The sequence below is a fragment of the Plantactinospora alkalitolerans genome (genome assembly GCF_015690345.1).
GTDB lineage: Bacteria > Actinomycetota > Actinomycetes > Mycobacteriales > Micromonosporaceae > Plantactinospora > Plantactinospora alkalitolerans.
Window position 1 is genome coordinate 1 of the sequence record NZ_JADPUN010000399.1, and the last position, 18,742, is coordinate 18,742.

Here is an 18,742-nt window from a genome sequence, read left to right on the forward strand (position 1 = left end):
GGTCACCCCGGCGTCGCCGGCCCCGGTGCCGTCCGCCTGTCCCGCCGCGGGTCGATAGTCGGCGAAGAAGTCGTGCCAGGCGGAGTCGACGCTGGCGGGGTCGGCGAGGTAACGCTGGTACATCTCCTCGACGATCCACTCATTGGGGCCGAACCCCGCCAGTGGATTTTCCTGCGAAGTCTGCTGGGTCGACACGGCCGGTAATCGCCTCTTTCACGCGGGTTGTATGTCACGCGGTCTCCTGCCACCCGTCCGGGAGGCTGCGTCGAAAGACGGGTCCAAGGCTACGCCGTGCGGTAACCGCCAGCATTGTCGCATCGGGGCCGTGTCGTGTTTCACAGGTTTTGCGAGTTACCGCCCGAGGTGCAGGCAGGTCCGGCCGTTGCGGCACGACGACGATGGGCGTACGGCCGGCCGGCCGTACGCCCATCGCGTGGTGATTGTCACCTGATCGGCAGGGTCAGGAGATGTCCCGCTTGCGCACGATCAGGGTGCCGATGGTGCCGGTCAGCACGGCGTACGCGACCATGACGGCCGCTCCCGCCCAGCGGGGCGGCGTACCCGGCAGGTCGGTGCCGGTGGCCATCAGTTGGGAGGCCAGCGCGGGCACTATCAACTGGAGGTTGTTGATCCAGTCACCGAACCGGTCGGCGAGGATGGACAGCACGATGATCGCCCCGATGTAGCCGGCGAGATAGGTGAGCAGCGCCGTGACGGTGGCGCCGATCTGGCTGCGGATCAGTACGCCGAACCCGATGCCGAAGACCGACCAGAGCAGGTACGCGAGACCGTTCAGGCCGATCGCCTGCCAGATCGCGCCCTGGTCGAGCTGGCTCCCCACGTCCAGGCTGCTCAGGATGAGCGGGGCCAGGATCAGGTTGAGCCCGGTGGTGACCACCCAGAAGAGCACTCCGAGGACGGCCGCGGCGATCAGCTTCGCGACGACCACCGAGGTGCGGCGCGGTGTGGTGAGGAAGGTCGTCGTGGCGGTCTGGTGGAAGAACTCGTTGGTGACCACGATGACACCGAGCAGCATGACGATCAGTACGCCGAAGAACTGGCCGTTCGTGTAGAGGTTCGCCGCGACGTTGACGTGCTCTCCGGCGGCCTGGAACTGCGCGTTCTGCTCCGACTCCGGGACGCCGACGCTGGCCGGGTCGAGCAGGGCCTGGGACTGGAAGTAGTTGATCAGGAAGGTCAGGCCCCACAGCGGCAGGGCGAGAAGGCCGAACACCCACCAGGTGTTCGTCGTACGGATCTTCAGCAGCTCGGACCGGACCAGGCTCGTCATCGGATCGCCGCCTTTCCGGCCGTGAGTTCGAGGAAGACGCCCTCGAGGTCGGGGCGCTCGGTGGTCAGCTCGTGCAGCTCGACCTTGGCCGCCAGCGCGGCACGACCGACCGTCGGGGCGTCCACCCCGCTGACCAGCAGCACCCCGCCCTCGCCCGGCTCCACCTTGGCGTCGTGCTCGGCGAGCGCGGCGACCAGCTCGTCGGACTGCGGCGTGCGTACCCGGATCCGGGTGGTGTGCGCCATCGAGCCGACCACCTCGTCGACCCGGCCCTGCCGGACGAGCTTGCCGGCCGCGATGATCACCACGTCGTCGGCCAGCAGTTGCATCTCGGAGAGCAGGTGGCTGGAGACCAGCACCGTACGGCCCTCCGCCGCGAGGTTCTTGAGGAACCCGCGCATCCAGCGGATCCCCTCGGGGTCGAGCCCGTTGGCCGGCTCGTCCAGGATCAGCACCTTCGGGTCGCCCAGCATCGCGGCCGCGATACCGAGCCGCTGCTTCATACCGAGCGAGTAGCCCTTGAACTTCCGCTTGGCGGCCGGACTGAGCCCCACCAGCGCGAGCGCCTCGTCGGCCCGCTGCTTCGGCAGCCCGGCCGCGGCGCAGACCACCCGAAGATGGTTGATCCCGGTCCGGCCCTTGTGCGCGCTCGACGCCTCCAGGACGGCGCCGACGTGTCGGATCGGATCCGGCAGGTCCGCGTACCGGATCCCGCTGATCGTCGCGGCGCCCGCCGTGGGCGTGACAAGGTTGAGCAACATCCGCAGCGTGGTCGTCTTGCCGGCACCGTTCGGCCCCAGGAAGCCGGTCACCCGGCCTGGCTCGATGGTGAACGACAGATTGTCGACCGCTCGGACATTGCGGTAGTGCTTCGTAAGGCCGGACACCACTATCTGACCATTGCCGGCCGTTGGGCTCAGCCGCCCGTCGGACATTTCACTCCCCTCGGTGAAGCGCCGCCGCACCGACCGCGCCGTGGTACAGCGTCGATGGTGGCGGCCCCGGGGTCAATCGGGATGATGGCGTAACCCGTTCTCATCCCCGGGCATGATCCCGTCCTCCTTCAGCAGGAGCCGCTCGGGTCGCGCACGAGGAGACGAAAGGTACCATCCCGGCCCGGCCGGCCGATTGTCCCGCGATCGGCCCGGCCCGGTCGATACCTCGTGCCCAGCGCGAACACCCCGTTCACCCGATCGACACGCCGCCAACCGCCGGTCGACACGTGTACGGCAGCCCCGGCACCTAGACAGAGACCATGGCCGTTCTGCTCACCACCCCGGCAGTAACCGGGACCAGCGGATACACCCTGCTGATCGCCGACACCGCGGCGCAGGTCGCCGCCGCACAGCGACTCCGGTACACCGTGTTCGTCGAAGAGTTCGGTGCGAAACTCTCCTCACCGGTGCCCGGACTGGACGTCGACGAGTTCGACGCACACTGCGAACACCTCATCGTCCGGGAGGACCGGACCGGAGCGGTGGTCGGTACCTATCGGATGCTGCCACCGGACCGGGTCGCCCAGGCCGGCGGACGCTACGCCGAGGCCGAGTTCGACCTGACCCCGCTCGCGCCGCTGCGGGACGGTCTGGTCGAGATCGGCCGGTCCTGCGTCGATCCGGCACACCGGTCCGGTGCCGTGATCAACCTGATGTGGGCCGGCATTGCCAGATACCTGCACCTGCGCGGGCTGCGCTGGCTCGCGGGCTGCGGCTCGGTGCCGCTCGGCGACGGCGGAGCGACGGCGGTCGGGGTCTGGGCCGAGGTGCAACGCCGCCACCTGTCGCCGCCGCCGATGCGGGTCCGGCCGCACCGGCCCTGGCTTGCCGAACCGAGTGGTGCGGCGGCGCTCTCGGAGGTGTCGCCCGGCGAGGCGGTCGCGTCTCGGGGCCGGGTACCGATGCCTCCGCTGCTCCGCGGCTACCTGCGGCTCGGCGCGTGGGTCTGCGGCGAGCCCGCGTACGACCCGGCGTTCGACTCCGCCGACTTCTACGTGCTGTTCTCCCTGGACCGGATGCCCGACCGGTACCGCCGACACTTCCTCGGTCCGGACCAGTGAACCCGCATCCGACCTGGTCGCTCTGGCGACCGCACTCGAACTGTGGCCCGGGATGCCTGCCCGATCCGGAAACCACGCCCAGGGTCTCCGGACCGGCTCGACTCGGTCGTCTGGTGGCGTTGCTCGGTGCCCTGGTCTTCGGGGCGGCGCTGGTGCCCGTACTGCCGCTGCTGTCCCGGTCCGGCCGGCAGGTCGCCGGTCGGACCTGGGCCCGCGCGGTGCTGCGGTCGGTCGGGATCGGTCTCGACGTCCGGGGCCGACCGCCGCACCGCCGGGCGCTGCTGGTGGCCAACCACGTCTCCTGGCTGGACGTGGTCACGATCCTCGCGGCGACCCCGGCCAGGATGCTGGCCAAGCACGAGGTACGGCGTTGGCCGCTGATCGGTCCGCTGGCCGCGCTCGGTGGGGTGATCTTCGTGGACCGGACCCGGCCGCGAACCCTGCCGGACACCGTCGCCGAGGTCGTGGCCGCGCTGCGGGCCGACGACGTGGTCGCGGTGTTTCCGGAGGGTACGACCTGGTGCGGCCTGCCGCGTCCGGGTGGCCGGTGCGGTGCCGCCGGTCGGTTCCGACCGGCGATGTTCCAGGCCGCCATCGACGCGGACGCGCCGGTGGTACCGGTGCACCTCGGCTACCGCGTCGCGCCGCCGGGACGGGAGCCGGAACCCTCGACCGGGCCCGCCTTCCTGGCGCAGGAGAGCCTGTTCTCCTCGGTCCGCCGGGTGCTGGCGTTGCGTGGCCTGGTGGTGACCCTCACCGCCGTCGACGGGTCGTGGGTCGACGAGCCGTGGGTCGACGGCTCGTGGGTCGACCAGCCGTGGGTCGACGGACCGGCAGAGGCCGGCGCCCCGACCGGCCGGCGGGACGGCAGGATGGACCGGCGTCGACTGGCCGCCGCGGCCCAGGCGGCGGTGCGGGCGGCCGGATCCCCGGGTGCGCCGGCGGTACGCCCGGACCGCGCGGTGGAGCCGGGAACGCTGGAACTGGCCGCCTGAGCCGCGACGCGTCACCTCCGCCGGGCCGCAGCCGGACGGGTGGGGCAGCGGCGCCGTCGGGTTGTCGCGGCAACGCGATGTATCGCGTTATCGTGGCGGGCGCAGGCCACCTTCGCCGTCCGTTCCCGCACCCCTGCGGGCGGAACGGCCCGCCGCAGCAGGGGAGACGCCATGGCCAGTTGGACGGTCGACGGTCCCCGCCGGTTGACCATCGCCGAACCGGTTGACCAACTCGTCGTCCGGCTGGCCACCGGACGCGTCAACGTGGTCGGCACCGGGGGCGGTAGCCTGCGGGCCAGCACGATGTCCGGCAGCATCGTGTTGCTGGCACGGCGAACCGCGGAGTGAGGGCGGCATGACGACGGTGTTCGGCCATGGCCGGCTCCGGCTCTATCTGCTCAAGCTCCTCGACGGCGGACCGAGGCACGGTTACGAGCTGATCCGGCTGCTGGAGGAGAAGTTCCTGGGCCTCTACGCGCCGAGCGCCGGCACGATCTATCCCCGGTTGCAGCGGCTGGAGGCCGAGGGGCTGGTCACCCACAACGCCGTCGGCGGCCGGAAGATCTACCGGATCACCGAGGCGGGCCGGGCCGAACTGCGGCAACGCGCCGACGAGGTGGCGACCCTGGAGTCGGAGATCCACGCCTCGGTGAGCGACCTGGCCAAGCTCGCCGGTGACATCCGGACCGAGCTGCGTGGTTCGGTCCACGACCTGAGACAGGAGCTGCGCGCCGCGGCCCGGGAGCTTCGACGGGGTGACCGGGAGAGCGGCCCGTCCGGGGCGTACCCGCGATCGGCGGCCGGCAACGGCCGTCCTGGTGGCGAGCGGCCGGCGGCCGGCGGTTCCGGGGGCGGGCGGCCCCGTACCGGCGAACCCGGGGAGGACGCCGATCCGGTTGACGAGTTCGAACGGCACCTGATCGACTTCGTCGCCGAGGTACGGGCGCTGGCCGATAGCCGGCGGTTCAGCGAGGCCCAGTTGCGGACGGCGGCCCGGCTGCTCCACGGGGCGTTGGACGGGTTACGGCGGCTGCTGCGCTGACCGGCCGAGCGACGGCGGCCGGTGCGGTCCGGCCTCTCAGGGAGTTTTCAGGGGATGCACAGCCGAGGTGCAGCGGTGGCGCGGATGATGGCCAGATGGCAGCGACAACCCAGACCGAGGCGCGACTACTCGTCGTCGAGGACGATCCAAACATTCTCGAGCTGCTCTCCGCCAGTCTGCGGTTCGCCGGGTTCGACGTGGCCACCGCGACCAGCGGCAGCGCGGCGGTCAGCGCGGCGAAGGAGCGGCGACCCGACCTGGTCGTGCTCGACGTCATGCTGCCCGACCTCGACGGCTTCGAGGTGATCCGACTGCTCCGCGAGGGCGGCACCCGTACGCCGGTGGTCTTCCTCACCGCGCGGGACGCCACCGACGACAAGATCCGCGGGCTGACCCTGGGCGGCGACGACTACGTCACCAAGCCGTTCAGCCTGGAGGAGCTGACCGCCCGGATCAGGGCGGTGCTGCGTCGTACGGCCACCGGCGAACACGCGCCGTCCCGGCTGACCTTCGCCGATCTCGAACTGGACGAGGAGACCCACGAGGTGCACCGGGCCGGGAAGCGGGTCCAGCTCTCGCCGACCGAGTTCAAGCTGCTGCGTTACCTCATGCTCAACGCCAACCGGGTGCTCTCGAAGGCGCAGATCCTGGACCACGTCTGGAACTACGACTTCCGGGGCGACGACAACATCGTCGAGTCCTACATCTCGTACCTGCGGCGCAAGGTCGACACCACCCAGCCCCGACTGATTCACACGCTGCGGGGGGTCGGATACGTGCTCCGCAAGCCGGCGGCGTGAGCACCGCACTGCCGCTGGTGGGGCGACTACGCGCCGTCCCGCTCCGGATCAAGCTGGTTGCCGCCGTCCTCGCCCTGGTCGCCGCCGCGCTGGTGGTGATCAGCGTGATGACCGCGTTCTTCCTGCGCAGCTACCTGATCGACAAGATCGACGCCGAGCTGCGGGATTTCATGAGCCAGCCGGAGCGGGTCTGGCAGCAGTTCGAGCCGGAACGCACGAACCCGAGCCTGCCGACCGACTACCTGCTGGTCGCGGCGAGCGAGCAGTCGTGGAAGGCCATCCCCATCTACGACGACCGGGTCCTGACCCCGTCCAACCTGCCCGGCACCCTCCGGGACGCCTCCTGGTACCGGCGGCACGCCGACGGCAAGGTCTTCAACGCCACCTCGGCGGATCACCAGTTGCGCTGGCGGATGATGATCGTGCGGGTCAACGATGCCGAGTACATCGCGGTCGGGCAGAACCTCACCGAGGTCGACCTGGCGGTCAAGGAACTCATCTGGATCGACGTGCTGGTCGGCGGGTCGGTGTTGATCACACTCGCGGCGGCCGGCGCCGCGATCGTGCGTACCAGTCTGAGACCGCTGGTGGAGATCGAACGGACCGCGGCGGCGATCGCCGGTGGTGACCTCTCCCGCCGGGTTCCCGACCCGGAACCCGGCGCCGCCGAGGCCAAAACCGAACTCGGCCGGCTGTCCCGGGCGTTGAACGCCATGCTGAGCCAGATCGAGGTGGCCTTCACCGCCAGGGCGGCCTCGGAGTCGGCCGCCCGGTCTGCCGAAGCGACCGCCCGGGGCGCCGAGGGGTCGGCCCGGAGCGCCGCGCTCGCCGCGCAGGCCTCGGAGGCGCGGGCCCGCCGATCCGAGGAGCGGATGCGGCAGTTCATCGCCGACGCCTCACACGAGCTGCGTACGCCGTTGACCACCATCCGGGGCTTCGCCGAGCTCTACCGGCAGGGTGCGGCCGGCTCGGCCGAGGACATCGCCCGGCTGATCCGGCGGATCGAGGACGAGGCGGCCCGGATGGGACTGCTCGTGGAGGACCTGCTGCTGCTGGCCCGGCTCGACCGGGAACGCCCGCTCACCCTGGCCCCGGTCGAACTGCCGGTCCTGGGCGCCGACACCGTCCAGGCCGCCCGCGCGGTCGCCCCGGAGCGGTCGATCGACCTGGAGATCGAGCCGGGCGCGGGCTCGCTGGTCGTGCTCGGTGACGACGCACGCCTGAGGCAGGTGCTGGGCAACCTGATGACGAACGCGCTGACCCACACGCCCGCCGACGCCTCGGTGACGTTGCGGCTGCGGACCGAGCAGACCGATGCGGTGGTGGAGGTCGCCGACACCGGGCCAGGACTCTCCCCGGAACAGGCCGAGCGGGTCTTCGAACGGTTCTACCGGGCGGACGCCGCCCGGACCCGCCAGGCGGGCGGTCAGATCAGCACGGGGCTCGGGCTGGCGATCGTCGCGGCCCTGGTCGCCGGGCATCAGGGCAGCGTCGAGGCGGTGGAGACACCCGGGGGCGGAGCGACCTTCCGGGTCCGACTTCCGCTCGCACCCGAACTCTCCGAAGGACCGGAGACGGCCGGAGAGATCGACGTAGAGTAATTCTCAGCCAATATCCAGGCGCCCTCAAGGTAGGTCGCAGAGCGAGGGGGCAAGGTAGGGGACATGAGCGACTTCGAGACCGACCCGCAGCGGCGGCCGGCGAACGCCGACCGCGAGCTCTCGCATCCCACCGCTGAGCTGCCGCGCGACGACCGCGGGCAGTCCGATTCCGACGCCTTCGGGCATCGCCCCGCCGACTCGGCCACGCCCGGCACCGACTCCGCCGACCCGGGCACCCCGGGCAGCACCGGCGCGGCGGACCGCGTCGCGTCCGGCGACGCGGATGACCGCCACGAGCCGCCGACCGCCACGGTGACGCCGGCCTCCGGCCAGCCGTACGGTGCAGGGGCGTACGGATCGGCACAGACCTCCGGTCAGCAGCCGTACGCCGGCGCACCCGCACCACCCGTCCCCGGGCAGCCGTACGGCGCGCACGGCCCGGCACAGACCTCCGCACAGCCGTACGGCGCGCACGGCGCGGCACAGACCTCCGCACAGCCGTACAGCGGCGTACCCGCCTCCGGCCAGCCGTACGCCGGTGCACCCGCCCCCGGGCAGCCGTACGGCGCCGGCCCGCACGGGGCCGCGCCGGCTTCGGGGCAGCCGTACAGCGCCGGCCCGTACGGGGCGGCGCCGGCCTCCGGCCAGCCGTACAGCCTGCCGCCCACCGGCCGGACCGGGACCGAGCCGGCGACCAGCCCCTGGCAGGCGCCGCAGGGTGGCCAGCAGCCCCACCCGGGCTGGGCGGGTCAGCCCGGCCCGCATCACCAGGGCGGCGGACTGCCGCCGCACCTCGGCGGCCCCTCGGCACCGCCCTGGGCCGTACCCGCCGGGCCGGCGCCGTCGTCCGGAGGCCGGTTCGGCAAGTTCGCGGCGATCGGTGCCGCGGCCCTGGCGCTGATGGTCGGCTCCGGCATCGCCGGCGGCGCCATCGCGCTCGCCCTCGACGACGGCCCGACGGTGACGACGCGGAACTTCACGGCGGCACCGGTGATCAACCCCGCCGAGTTGCCGAAGATCGCCGCCCAGGTGGAGAACAGCGTCGTGTCGATCAGCACCAGCAGCGCCGAGGGCTCCGGCGTGGTGATGAGCGCCGACGGCTTCGTACTTACCAACAACCACGTGGTGGCGAGCGCGAACGGCGACCAGGTCCAGGTGGTCTTCGCCGACGGCAAGAAGGCCGCCGCGAAGATCATCGGCACCGATCCGAAGACCGACCTGGCCGTGGTGAAGGCCGAGGGAGTCTCCGGACTCGCCGCCGCGAAGTTCGGCGACAGCGACGCCATGCAGGTCGGCGACCAGGTGCTGGCGCTCGGTAGCCCGCTCGGCCTGCAGGGCTCGGTGACGGCCGGCATCATCAGTGCCCGGGACCGGACCATCCAGGCCGGTGGCCAGGAGGACCAGCAGAACCCGCTCGAGCGGCAGCAGGGCGGCGCCACCTCGATCTCCGGCCTGCTCCAGACCGACGCACCGATCAACCCCGGGAACTCCGGTGGGGCGCTGGTCAACACCAAGGCCGAGGTGATCGGCATCAACACCGCGATCGCCACCGCCGGCCAGGGCACCGGCAACATCGGGGTCGGCTTCGCGATCCCGAGCAACAAGGCGATGGTGGTCGCCGAGGCGCTCCAGCGGGGCGAGAAGGTCAGCCACCCGTCGCTCGGGGTCCAGGTCACCGCCGCCGAGAACGGCGGCGCGCTGATCGGAGCGGTCCAGCCGAACAGCCCGGCCGCCAAGGCGGGCCTGCAGCAGGGCGACGTGGTCACCCAGTTCGGCGACAAGCGGATCAACGACTCCGACGACCTCGTCGCGGCCGTACAGGGCGGCAAGGTCGGTGACCAGGTACAGGTGACGTACACCCGGAACGGAGCCGAAAAGTCGGCAACCGTGACGCTCGCCGAAACGTCGTAAGGACAGGACCGGCCGAACACTTTCGGGTCGACCCTCCGGAAACGGGAGGTAGACCTCCTCCCCAGAGCGGCGGGCGACGTGACCAAGGGGGTTGGTCAGGTCGCCCGCCGCTCCTCCTTCGGGCCTCCGCTCCTCGATCCCACCTCTCCCGCCCGGCCCCGCCCGCTCGATCCGCCGGCGGGGCTTCACCTGCTCCGGGTGAGTCCGGCTCACCCGGACCAGGGCGAATATCGGGGGTGCTCTGCAAGGGCGGAGACCGGGCTCCACCGAGACCGGGGGACCGCCACGGACCTGGGGAGGGGCGGCGATGAGTACCGCGACCATGGCACGCAGCGACGTCGACATCCAACGTGAGGTGCTGGCCGAGCTGGGCTGGGACGCCCGGGTACGAGCCAGCGAGATCGGCGTCTCGGTCAAGAGCGGCATCGCGACCCTCACCGGCTGGGTCGACAGCTACGCCAAGAAGTGGGCGGCCGAGCGCACCGCACACCGGATCCGGGGCATCCGGGCGGTGGCCAACGACATCGAGGTCCGACTGCCCGGCGACGCCGAGCGGCACGACCCGGACATCGCGACGGCGGCGAGCCGGGCCCTGGAATGGGACGAGTTCGTGCCGGTGGAGCAGATCGAGGTGACCGTCGCCAACGGCTGGCTGACGTTGCGCGGCGAGGTCGAGCGGGGATACCAGAAACGGGCCGCCGAACGGTCGGTCCGCCGGCTGACCGGCGTACGGGGTGTGACCAACCTGATCGCGGTCCGGCCGGTCGAGGACATCTCGACCGAGGAGATCCGGCGTGACATCCGGCGCGCGCTGGCCAGGACGGTGAACGTGGACGTCGAACGGATCGACATCGACGTCGACGGGGAGACCGTGGTACTCACCGGCGAGGTGCGGTCGTGGCTGGAACGGGAGCAGGCCGAACGGGTGGCCTGGGCGGCTCCGGGGGTCGTCGACGTCGAGATCCGGCTCACCCTGGCGACCTGAACCGTCGGGACCTGCGGCGTCACACCATCCGAGCTGCCGGCCCCGAGGGAGGACCGCTGCGTGACGAAGAATCCGTCTGAACGAGCACAGTCGACCAACCGCCTACGGATCGCGATGGTCGTACCCCCGTGGTACGAACTGCCGCCGCCCGGGTACGGCGGGCTGGAACAGGTGTGCTCGGCGTTGATCGACGCGCTCGCCGCCAAGGGACACGAGGTGACCCTCTTCGGCGCGGGTACGGGTACGGGTACGGCGGCCCACTTCGTCGGAACCGTTCCGGAGCTGCAGCACCAGCGGCTCGGTCAGGCGTTGCCGGAACTGGCCCATCTGTCCCGGGTCAACCGGATGATCTCGCGGGAGTCGTTCGACATCGTGCACGACCACACCACCGTCGGGCCGTACGCCGCCGCCGAGCGGGACGTGCCGACCCTGACCACCGTGCACGGGATGCCGACCGGTGAACTGGGGGAGGTGCTCGGCGACATCGACCCCCGGGTGGGACTGGTCGCCATCTCGCACACCCAGCGCCGACTGGCCCCCGAGCTGGCCTGGGCCGCCACGATCCACAACGGAATCTCGACCGCCAACCTGGTGACGAAGTCGGCACCGGGGATGGGGCCGGTACTGTGGCTCGCCCGGTTCAGCGCCGACAAGGGCCCCGATCTGGCGATCGAGGCCTGCCGCGCCGCGGGGCTGCCGCTGGTGCTGGCCGGCAAGTGCCACTCGCGGGCCGAGCGCCAGTACCTCGAACAGGTCATCGAGCCGATGGTCGGGTCCGACGTGACCGTGCTGCGCAACCCCGACCGGGACACCACCGTGCGGCTGATGCTCGCCGCCCGCGCCCTGATCATGCCGATCCGCTGGGAGGAGCCGTTCGGCATGGTGATGGTCGAGGCGATGGCCACCGGTACCCCGGTGGTAGCGCTGAACCGGGGAGCCGTACCGGAACTGATCCGGCACGGTGAGACCGGACTGATCTGCGACGATCCGGCGGAGCTGGCCCCGGCCCTGCTCGATGCCGTCCGGCTGGACCCGGGAACCTGCGCGGCCCACGTCCGCCAGGAGTTCTCCGCTTCCCGGATGGCCGACGACTACGAGCGGGCCTACCGTGCCTGGGCCGAGCCAACCCCCCACCAGCCGCTCCAACAACCCTCCGCCCCCACGGGGGCATGGTGAGGTAAGGAAGGGCCCCCTATTAGCGCTTTCTGTATATGAAGGGTCCCCTCCTAACACTTCAGTACCGGATGCTGTCGGGAAGCGGACGCGGTTGCACCTGGGGTGCATCGACGCTTTACTCTGCATGCCGCAGCGACACGCGGAGGGCAGAGGTCAGTGGCGGTCGTCGAGAGCCGGATGAGCGTCTGGGAGGCACTTGCTGGCCGTGCGCCGGGCAGGCCGTCGGGTCCGGCCGAGCCGGGGGTGTGGACCGCCGTCGTCGAGCGGCTCAACCCCGCCCGGGCCCGTCCCGTACTGCGACCCGGCATCGAGTCCGCCGAACTGGTCTCGGTACGCGGCGTGCCGTACGTCATGCTCCGCTCTCCCGACGACCGGGGCGACGCCTGCTACCTGCGACTGTCTCCTGAGGAGTGGCGGCTGGCCGGGCTGATGGACGGCTCCCGCACGGTGGCCCGACTCGTCGCCGAGTTCGCCCGGATCGCCGGCCGGCTCGCCCCGGACCAGGTCACCCGGGTCGTCGCCGATCTGGCCGGCAACCGGATGCTTGCCGAGCTTCCGGTGGACGCGTTCCGTCCGCTCGACCGGGTGCACCGTCGGCCCTGGCCGGTACGGCTTGGCCGGGGGCTGCTGGCGGCGGCCAAGGGGCAGCGCACCGTGGTGGCCGACATCGACCGCCTGGTCGAACTCGTCTACCGGGGCGGGGGCCGGCTGCTCTTCACCCGGGTGGCCGCCGGGCTGCTCGGGGTCGTGGCGGTACTCGGGCTACTGCTCTTCGGTTGGACCTGGTGGGCCGGGGACCAGTCGCTGTTCCTGACCGACGGGTCGTACGCGGCCGGCGCGCTGGTGCTGGTCGGACTCAACGTACTCGCGCTCGCCTGCCACGAACTGGGGCACGCCCTCGCGACGAAGCACGCCGGACGTCGGGTGCCGGCCGCGGGCTTCCTGGTGTACTTCGGCATCCCGTCGGTCTTCGTCGACACCACGGACGTCTGGATGGCGGGCCGGCGAGCCCGGATGCTCACCACGGCCGCCGGACCGGCCGCCGGACTGATCCTGGCCGGTCTCGCCCAACTCGTCGGGCTGTTGGTGCCCGAGACGGCGCCCTGGACGTTCAAGCTCGCCTTCGCCTGGTACCTCAACGCGCTGTTCAACCTGAACCCGTTCCTCGCGTTGGACGGCTACTACCTGCTGATGGACTGGCTGGAGATACCCAACCTGCGCTCGCGCGGCCTGGCACACGTGCTGGCCCGGTTGCGGCGCCGGCCGCCGACCTGGGCGCAACTGGACCGGGAGGGCCGGCTTGTCGCCCTCTACGGCACCCTGGCCATGCTCTGGGTGGTGATCGCCGTCAACCTGGGCTGGCGGATCTGGACCGACCGGGTCGCCGGACTGGCGCTCGGGCTGTGGCGGGCCGGCTGGCCGGCCCGGCTGCTGCTGTTCGCCGTGATCGCAGGGCTGGCCGCTCCACTGGTCTACCTGGCGGCCGGCTGGCTCGCCGCCCGGTTCCGCGCGGCACGCGGCCGGTGGATCGAGCGTCGGCAGCGGGTGGACCTGCCCCGCCGGCTGGACGCGCTGCGGAACTCCGCACTGGGGCGGCTTCCGTCCGCCACCCTCGCCGAGTTGGCCGCGCGGGCCCGGTGGGTACGCCCGCGTACCGGCCAGCACCTGGTCTTCGCGGGCGCCGCCCAGTCGACCGTCTACCTGGTCGCCGACGGCGCGATGGAGGGCCGGCGCCCGGGAGACCCGGGCGGGCTGGTGCGGCAGCGCCTCGGCCCTGGCGGCGTGATCGGCCTGGCCAGTGCGCTCACCGGGACCCCGGCCACCCTGAACTGGCACACCGCCGGCACCGTCCTGCTCGGCATGCCGGCGGCGGTGGTGGTCGCCGGGGTGGGACCGCTGCCCGGACCGCCCCTCGCCGACCGGGCCGAGGCCGAGGTGCTGTTCGCCGAGGCACCCGCGCTGCGCGGACTCACCGCCGAGGACCGGCTGGGACTGGTCTCCAGCGCTCGGGTGGTGGCGCTCGCCGCCGGGGACCCGATCACGCTGTCCGGGGCGAACGACGCCGTCGTGGTCGAGTCCGGAGTGATCGAACTGCCCGACGGCACCCAACTCCGCCGAGGCACCGTGATCGGCCCGGCCGGCGAGGGCGAGCCGGGTACGGTCGCCACCGCCCGTACGCCGGTCCGGATCTGGGCCCTGCCCGCGGTCACCGGCCTGCCGATGCTGTTCGGCGCCCCCGCCGAGCCGGTCACCGCGGCCGGAGCCAGTACGCCGGGCAGCGCACCCCGGACGGGCGTACATCCGGGTGCCGGTTACCCACCCCTGGCCGCACCGCCCGGCCCGCCTCCGCCCGGCGTGGACGACGACGTCGACCGGCGGTTCGAGCGGCGGCTCTGGTGGCTGGTCCTGCTCTTCCTGCTGCTGGCCCTGCTCGCCACGGCCAGCAACCTGATCCCCGGGCCCGCCTGGGCGGAGATGCCCCGCGACCGGGCCCTGCTCGCGGCCGAGCGGGGGCGGCTCGTCGCGACCGTCGACGGTCGGAGCGTGACCCTGGCCGAGGGGTCCCGGATCTACGTCGGCGACGGTGACCAGATCCGGGTGGCCGCCCGGTCCCGGGGCCTCCTGACGTTCCGGGGCGGTTCGACGGTGACGCTCTGCGCGGGCGCCCGGACCACGGTCGGTGCACTCTGGAGCGACGGGACCCGGACGACCACCCCGCACGGGCGGCTGACCCTGGACGCCGGTCGGATGCTTGCCGACACGGGCAGCCCGAGCCCCGCCTTCGCGCCCCTCGCGCTGCTGGTGAACCGGCCCGCCGGTGGGATCAGCAACCGGGGTCCGGCCCGGTACACGGCCTGGACCCGGAGTATCGAGGTCTCGACCGGGGAGGTACGGGTCGCCGGGGTCCGGCAGCAGGCCACCGGGCGGCTGTCCGGGTGTGGTGCCGACACCTTCCCGGACGGTACGGGGCCGACCGGAACCCCCGGTGCCCCCGAATCGCCCTTCCCCGCAGGCGCGACACCGACGCCGAGCGTCGGGCCGTCGCCGACCGCCTCGCCCGGTACGCCGACACCGGCACCGACGACGCCCGGCACGATCCCGACCACCCCGGCCAGCACCCCGAGGACGACCGGTCCCGCGGTGACGCCGCCCCGGACGACTGCCCCGCCCACCAGCACCGTGCCGACGACCCCGCCGAGCGACGATTCCGGGCCGACCTTCTCGGGTGTCTTCGCCAAGCCGACCAGCATCTCCCGTCCCTCCTGCGGACCTGACGGTGTCGCCACCATCGGTGGATCCGTCGCCGACGACGTCAGCCAGGGCTCGGAGATCAGGGTGACCGCGGACTGGTCGCTCGGGGAGGGTGACGGTGGTTCGGTGCAGATCCAGCGTTCCGGCGAGTCGTTCCAGGGCGACGTCGTCGTTCCGTACCGCAGGGAGAACAGCCAGGGTGGGACGATCGGCGTACGGATCGGCGCGGTGGACGCCGCCGGTAACTCGTCGTCGACCAGCCTGACCATCAACCTGGAACCGTGTGGCACCGTCGGATGAGGAGTTGCAGTGCTCTGTTGGTTCTGTCCGAAGGCGGCCCGGGGCGGATGCCGGTTCTGCGGCCGTGGCCTCTGCGAGGACCATGCCCGGTTCGGGCCGTACCTGCTCCAGGTGCACCGGTCGGAGGTGCGCGGCCGGGCCGAGGCGCTGGTGGTCGAGGACGCGTTGCAGTGCGGCACCTGCCGACCCCGCCCGCAGCCGGTGCCGATGCCCGAACTGGACTGACCGGTCGCGACTGACCGGTCGCGACTGACCGGTCGCGACTGACCGGTCGTGGACGCGGGCAACCGGTCGGAGGACTCTCGGGATGGCACGGCGGAGTTAGCGTGGGTAGGCCGGCGTACGGAGGGGACTACCGTGAGTGACTTCGATGTCGTACTGGAGCGGTTGGTCGCCGACCCGGCGTTCGCGGCCGCGTTGTCCGCCGATCCGGTCGGTACCCTCGCCGGTTACCGGCTGGACGAGGACGAACTGGCCCTGCTCCAACTGCAACTCGGCGCCGACCCGGGCGGCCAGCACGGCGTCGAGACCCGGGCCAACCAGTCGAGCCTGTTCGGCATGTTCACCCCGCTGGTCGGGCTGGCCGGCGGGCTGTCCGTCGGCAGCGAGATCGGCACCACCGGCCTGGGTGGGTCACCAGCCTCGACGGTCGGCGCCGCCGCCGTACCGGTCCAGGGGATGGGCGCGGCGCCCGTACCGGTACCGGACCAGGGTTTCGGTGCGGCGCCGGTTCCCGCCGAGGGCGCGGCCGGGTCGACCGGGCCGGTCGTCGGCTTCGGTGCGGCGCCGGGGTGTGCCGCACCGGCGGTCGGAGGCGGCGCGGGAGGACCGGCGGGTGGCCTCGCCGGGCTGGGCGACGAGATCGGCCGGTCGATAGGGTCGGCGACCGACGCCGCGCTGGCCGCCCCGGAGGGTGGCCTCGGTGCGGCGCTGGCCGATCCGGCTGGCGGCCTGGCCGGTGCGCTGGCCGGTGCGGAGACGGGCTTCGGGGCCGCCGATCCGTCGACGGCGTCCGGTCCGCCGGTGTACGTCGAGCCGCCGACCGACGTCGAACCGGCCGTACCCGATGGCTACCGGACCCGGGTCGACACCGACGGCGACGGGGACTGGGACCGGCACACCCTGCACGGCCGGGCCGACGGCGGCGTGGACATCCTGGTCGACGCCGACCGGGACGGCCGTACCGACTTCGTCGGTCACGACCTCGACGCCGACGGTCTCGTCGACATCAGCGAGTACGACAGGAACCGCGACGGCTTCTTCGAGAAGCGGATGTACGACGACGACGGCGACGGGTGGATGGATCGGACGGTACGGGCCGAGCCGCCCGCCGACTCCACGTACTGAGATCCCGCCGGCCCGCCCCGAGGAGCGCCGAGCACGGTTCCGGGTCCGAGCACGGGTCGGGAACTGGGGCCGGGAGCCCGGGGTCGGGTCGGGAACTGGGGCCGGAGCACTCGTCAGCCGGCCTACCGGCGCCGTTCCCGTCGCGGGACACCATGGCGGGCGACGCCGTGGCATTATGCCGTCCGGCGCACCGTGCAGAGCCGCCTGGCGCATCGGGTTCGGCCGTCCGGCGCACCGTGCGTGGCCGTCCGGCGCAACAGGACTGGCGCGTGGACCGCTGTGCCCTGACGATGGCGACAGGAGGTGGTCGCCGTGGTCAGCATCGCCACCGACCGGCTGACAAAGATATTTCCCGATGGCACTGTCGCAGTCGACGGAGTCAGCATCGAGATCGGCTCGGGGGAGTTCGTCGCCCTGCTCGGGCCGACCGGATGCGGCAAGTCGACGATTCTGCGTCTGGTGGCCGGGCTGGAGGAGCCAACCAGCGGCCGGGTACTGATCGGCGGGGAGCCGGTGCTCCCGGAGGCCGGCTGGGACCGGCGACTGTCGATGGTGTTCCAGGACTACGCGCTCTATCCGCATCTGACGGTCGCCGAGAACATCGGTTTCCCGTTGACGACCGGCTCGGCGACGCCGTCCGACGCGGCCAGTCGGGTCGCGGAGGTCGCCGACCAGCTCGGCATCACCGATCTGCTCGGCCGGAAACCCAGACACCTGTCCGGCGGACAGCGACAGCGGGTCGCGATGGCGCGCGCCATGGTCGGCGAGTCGCGGGCGTTCCTCCTCGACGAGCCGTTGTCCAACGTGGACGCCGGCCTACGGGCGGAGCTGCGGGCCGAGGTCGCGGCGCTCGCCCGCCGCCTCGCCATGACAACGCTCTACGTCACGCACGACCAGGTCGAGGCGATGACGATGGCGGACCGGGTCGCGGTGCTGCGCCGTGGCGTACTCCAGCAGATCGGGCCGCCGGACGAGGTCTACCGGGACCCGGAGACCCTGTTCGTCGCGGCCTTCCTCGGCACGCCCCGGGCCAACCTGGTACAGGCCGCCATCTACGCCTCCGACGACGGGGTGCTGCTCGACCTCGGGTCGCAGCTGATCGAGCTGCCGCCGGACGATCCCCGGATGGCGCCGCTGCGGGACCGGCACACCGACCGGGTGACCCTGGCGTTGCGCGCGGACGCACTGACCCCGACGGCCCCGGAGACGACCGGGCCGGTGCTGCGCGGGGTGGTCCGGCTGGTGGAGAACCTCGGCCACGAGGCGTTGGTGCACGTCACGACCGGCACGCTACCGACCTCTGCCGCACAGTCCCGGCTGGAGCATCCGGCCACCGGCCACCACCTCTCCGAACTGCTCGCCGAGGACCTGCCGGCCGGACATCCGGTCCGGGACCGGCTGGCCCGGATGATCCCGCATTCCCGGCCGGAGCAGCCACCGGCGACGGCCCGTACCGAGTACGGCTTCTATCCCGTGTACGACCCGGAACTCGGCGACGAGCCGCCGACCGCCGGCCAGCTCGTGGTCCGGGTGCCGGCCGGGGTTCTGCCCCGGGCCGGGGAGTCGATAGCGCTGGCAGTGGACCTGGACCGGTTGCTGCTGTTCGACGGCGCCGGGAACCGGATCCGGCTGGGCTGAACCGCCGGCGGCGTACCAGCCCCTTCCCGCCCCGGAGCAGGCTCAGGCGGCCTGGGCCAGCCGGACCAGGGCGGCGTCGAGCTGCTCGGCGTACTCGGGCGAGATCGAGCCCTCGTTGCGGCGTACCGCGACCTTCTCCCGCAACTGCGTGACCTGCCCGGCCAGGTCGCTCGGCCCGGCGTTCAGGTCGGCCCGGAGGTTACGCAGGTGGTTCCGGAGGTCCACCCCGGCGTGGTCCCGGATCGCGCTGGCCGCCACCCCGTCGTCGACGAGCTGGTCGAGTCGGGCGATCGCCTCGTTGATCGGCGGTGTACCGGGCTCGGAACGGTCCACCCGGGACGGCGGCAA

The 18,742-nt window shown here is 72.2% G+C and carries 16 protein-coding genes and 1 pseudogene; 13 read left to right on the top strand and 4 right to left on the bottom strand.

What is annotated here, in order from left to right; genetic code table 11:
* The 3 genes from I0C86_RS45660 to I0C86_RS39110 form a co-directional block, all read right to left on the bottom strand.
* Nucleotides 1–195, bottom strand: a 195-nt coding sequence (locus tag I0C86_RS45660; RefSeq protein ID WP_196206356.1) for a 2-oxoglutarate dehydrogenase E1 subunit family protein, incomplete at its 3' end; no start/stop codon positions are given.
* Between the two features lie 265 nt (nt 196–460).
* Nucleotides 461–1,291, bottom strand: a complete 831-nt coding sequence (locus tag I0C86_RS39105; protein ID WP_196206357.1) for an ABC transporter permease subunit — start codon at nt 1,289–1,291, stop codon at nt 461–463.
* Entirely contained in the window at nt 1,288–2,226 is a 939-nt protein-coding gene (locus tag I0C86_RS39110; protein ID WP_196206358.1) for an ABC transporter ATP-binding protein, read from the bottom strand. Before I0C86_RS39110 ends, I0C86_RS39105 begins: the two co-directional genes overlap by 4 nt.
* Before the next feature lie 320 nt (nt 2,227–2,546).
* On the opposite strand from I0C86_RS39110, the gene I0C86_RS39115 reads away from it, so the two are divergent.
* The 13 genes from I0C86_RS39115 to I0C86_RS39175 all read left to right on the top strand — a co-directional run bounded on the left by I0C86_RS39115 (nt 2,547) and on the right by I0C86_RS39175 (nt 18,394).
* Nucleotides 2,547–3,347, top strand: coding sequence for a GNAT family N-acetyltransferase (locus I0C86_RS39115; protein ID WP_196206359.1), 801 nt, complete (start codon nt 2,547–2,549; stop codon nt 3,345–3,347).
* A complete protein-coding gene (locus I0C86_RS39120; RefSeq protein ID WP_407676399.1) occupies nt 3,344–4,342 on the top strand; it encodes a lysophospholipid acyltransferase family protein in 999 nt (332 codons plus the stop codon). The genes I0C86_RS39115 and I0C86_RS39120 overlap by 4 nt, the downstream gene beginning before the upstream one ends.
* A 171-nt stretch (nt 4,343–4,513) precedes the next feature.
* On the top strand, nt 4,514–4,690 hold the full coding sequence (locus tag I0C86_RS39125) for a hypothetical protein (RefSeq protein WP_196206360.1): 177 nt from the start codon (nt 4,514–4,516) through the stop codon (nt 4,688–4,690).
* A 7-nt stretch (nt 4,691–4,697) separates the two neighbouring features.
* Nucleotides 4,698–5,384 (top strand): PadR family transcriptional regulator, encoded by a 687-nt coding sequence (locus I0C86_RS39130; protein ID WP_196206361.1) that lies wholly within the window; start codon nt 4,698–4,700, stop codon nt 5,382–5,384.
* Nucleotides 5,385–5,479: 95 nt separating this feature from the next.
* A complete protein-coding gene (locus tag I0C86_RS39135; protein WP_192767083.1) occupies nt 5,480–6,184 on the top strand; it encodes a response regulator transcription factor in 705 nt (234 codons plus the stop codon).
* Nucleotides 6,181–7,785 carry a sensor histidine kinase gene (locus I0C86_RS39140; RefSeq protein WP_323374133.1) on the top strand — a complete coding sequence of 535 codons (1,605 nt, stop codon included), beginning with the start codon at nt 6,181–6,183 and terminating at the stop codon, nt 7,783–7,785. Before I0C86_RS39135 ends, I0C86_RS39140 begins: the two co-directional genes overlap by 4 nt.
* A gap of 63 nt (nt 7,786–7,848) precedes the next feature.
* Nucleotides 7,849–9,696 carry a trypsin-like peptidase domain-containing protein gene (locus tag I0C86_RS39145; protein ID WP_196206362.1) on the top strand — a complete coding sequence of 616 codons (1,848 nt, stop codon included), beginning with the start codon at nt 7,849–7,851 and terminating at the stop codon, nt 9,694–9,696.
* 307 nt (nt 9,697–10,003) lie between these two features.
* Nucleotides 10,004–10,681 carry a BON domain-containing protein gene (locus tag I0C86_RS39150; RefSeq protein ID WP_196206363.1) on the top strand — a complete coding sequence of 226 codons (678 nt, stop codon included), beginning with the start codon at nt 10,004–10,006 and terminating at the stop codon, nt 10,679–10,681.
* A 114-nt stretch (nt 10,682–10,795) separates the two neighbouring features.
* Nucleotides 10,796–11,857: a glycosyltransferase family 4 protein gene (locus I0C86_RS39155; protein WP_196206364.1), complete on the top strand. Its 1,062-nt coding sequence runs from the start codon at nt 10,796–10,798 to the stop codon at nt 11,855–11,857.
* A gap of 177 nt (nt 11,858–12,034) precedes the next feature.
* On the top strand, nt 12,035–15,409 hold the full coding sequence (locus tag I0C86_RS39160; RefSeq protein ID WP_196206365.1) for a cyclic nucleotide-binding protein: 3,375 nt from the start codon (nt 12,035–12,037) through the stop codon (nt 15,407–15,409).
* A 9-nt stretch (nt 15,410–15,418) separates the two neighbouring features.
* Entirely contained in the window at nt 15,419–15,634 is a 216-nt protein-coding gene (locus tag I0C86_RS39165) for a hypothetical protein (RefSeq protein WP_196206366.1), read from the top strand.
* A 132-nt stretch (nt 15,635–15,766) separates the two neighbouring features.
* Entirely contained in the window at nt 15,767–16,756 is a 990-nt protein-coding gene (locus tag I0C86_RS39170) for a hypothetical protein (protein ID WP_196206367.1), read from the top strand.
* A gap of 312 nt (nt 16,757–17,068) precedes the next feature.
* The gene (locus tag I0C86_RS39175; protein WP_196206368.1) at nt 17,069–18,394 is read left to right on the top strand and encodes an ABC transporter ATP-binding protein; all 1,326 of its coding nucleotides are present in this window, start codon (nt 17,069–17,071) and stop codon (nt 18,392–18,394) included.
* Between the two features lie 42 nt (nt 18,395–18,436).
* Here the strand turns inward: I0C86_RS39175 and I0C86_RS39180 are convergent.
* A pseudogene (locus I0C86_RS39180) lies at nt 18,437–18,742 on the bottom strand (serine/threonine-protein kinase); the annotation flags it as partial.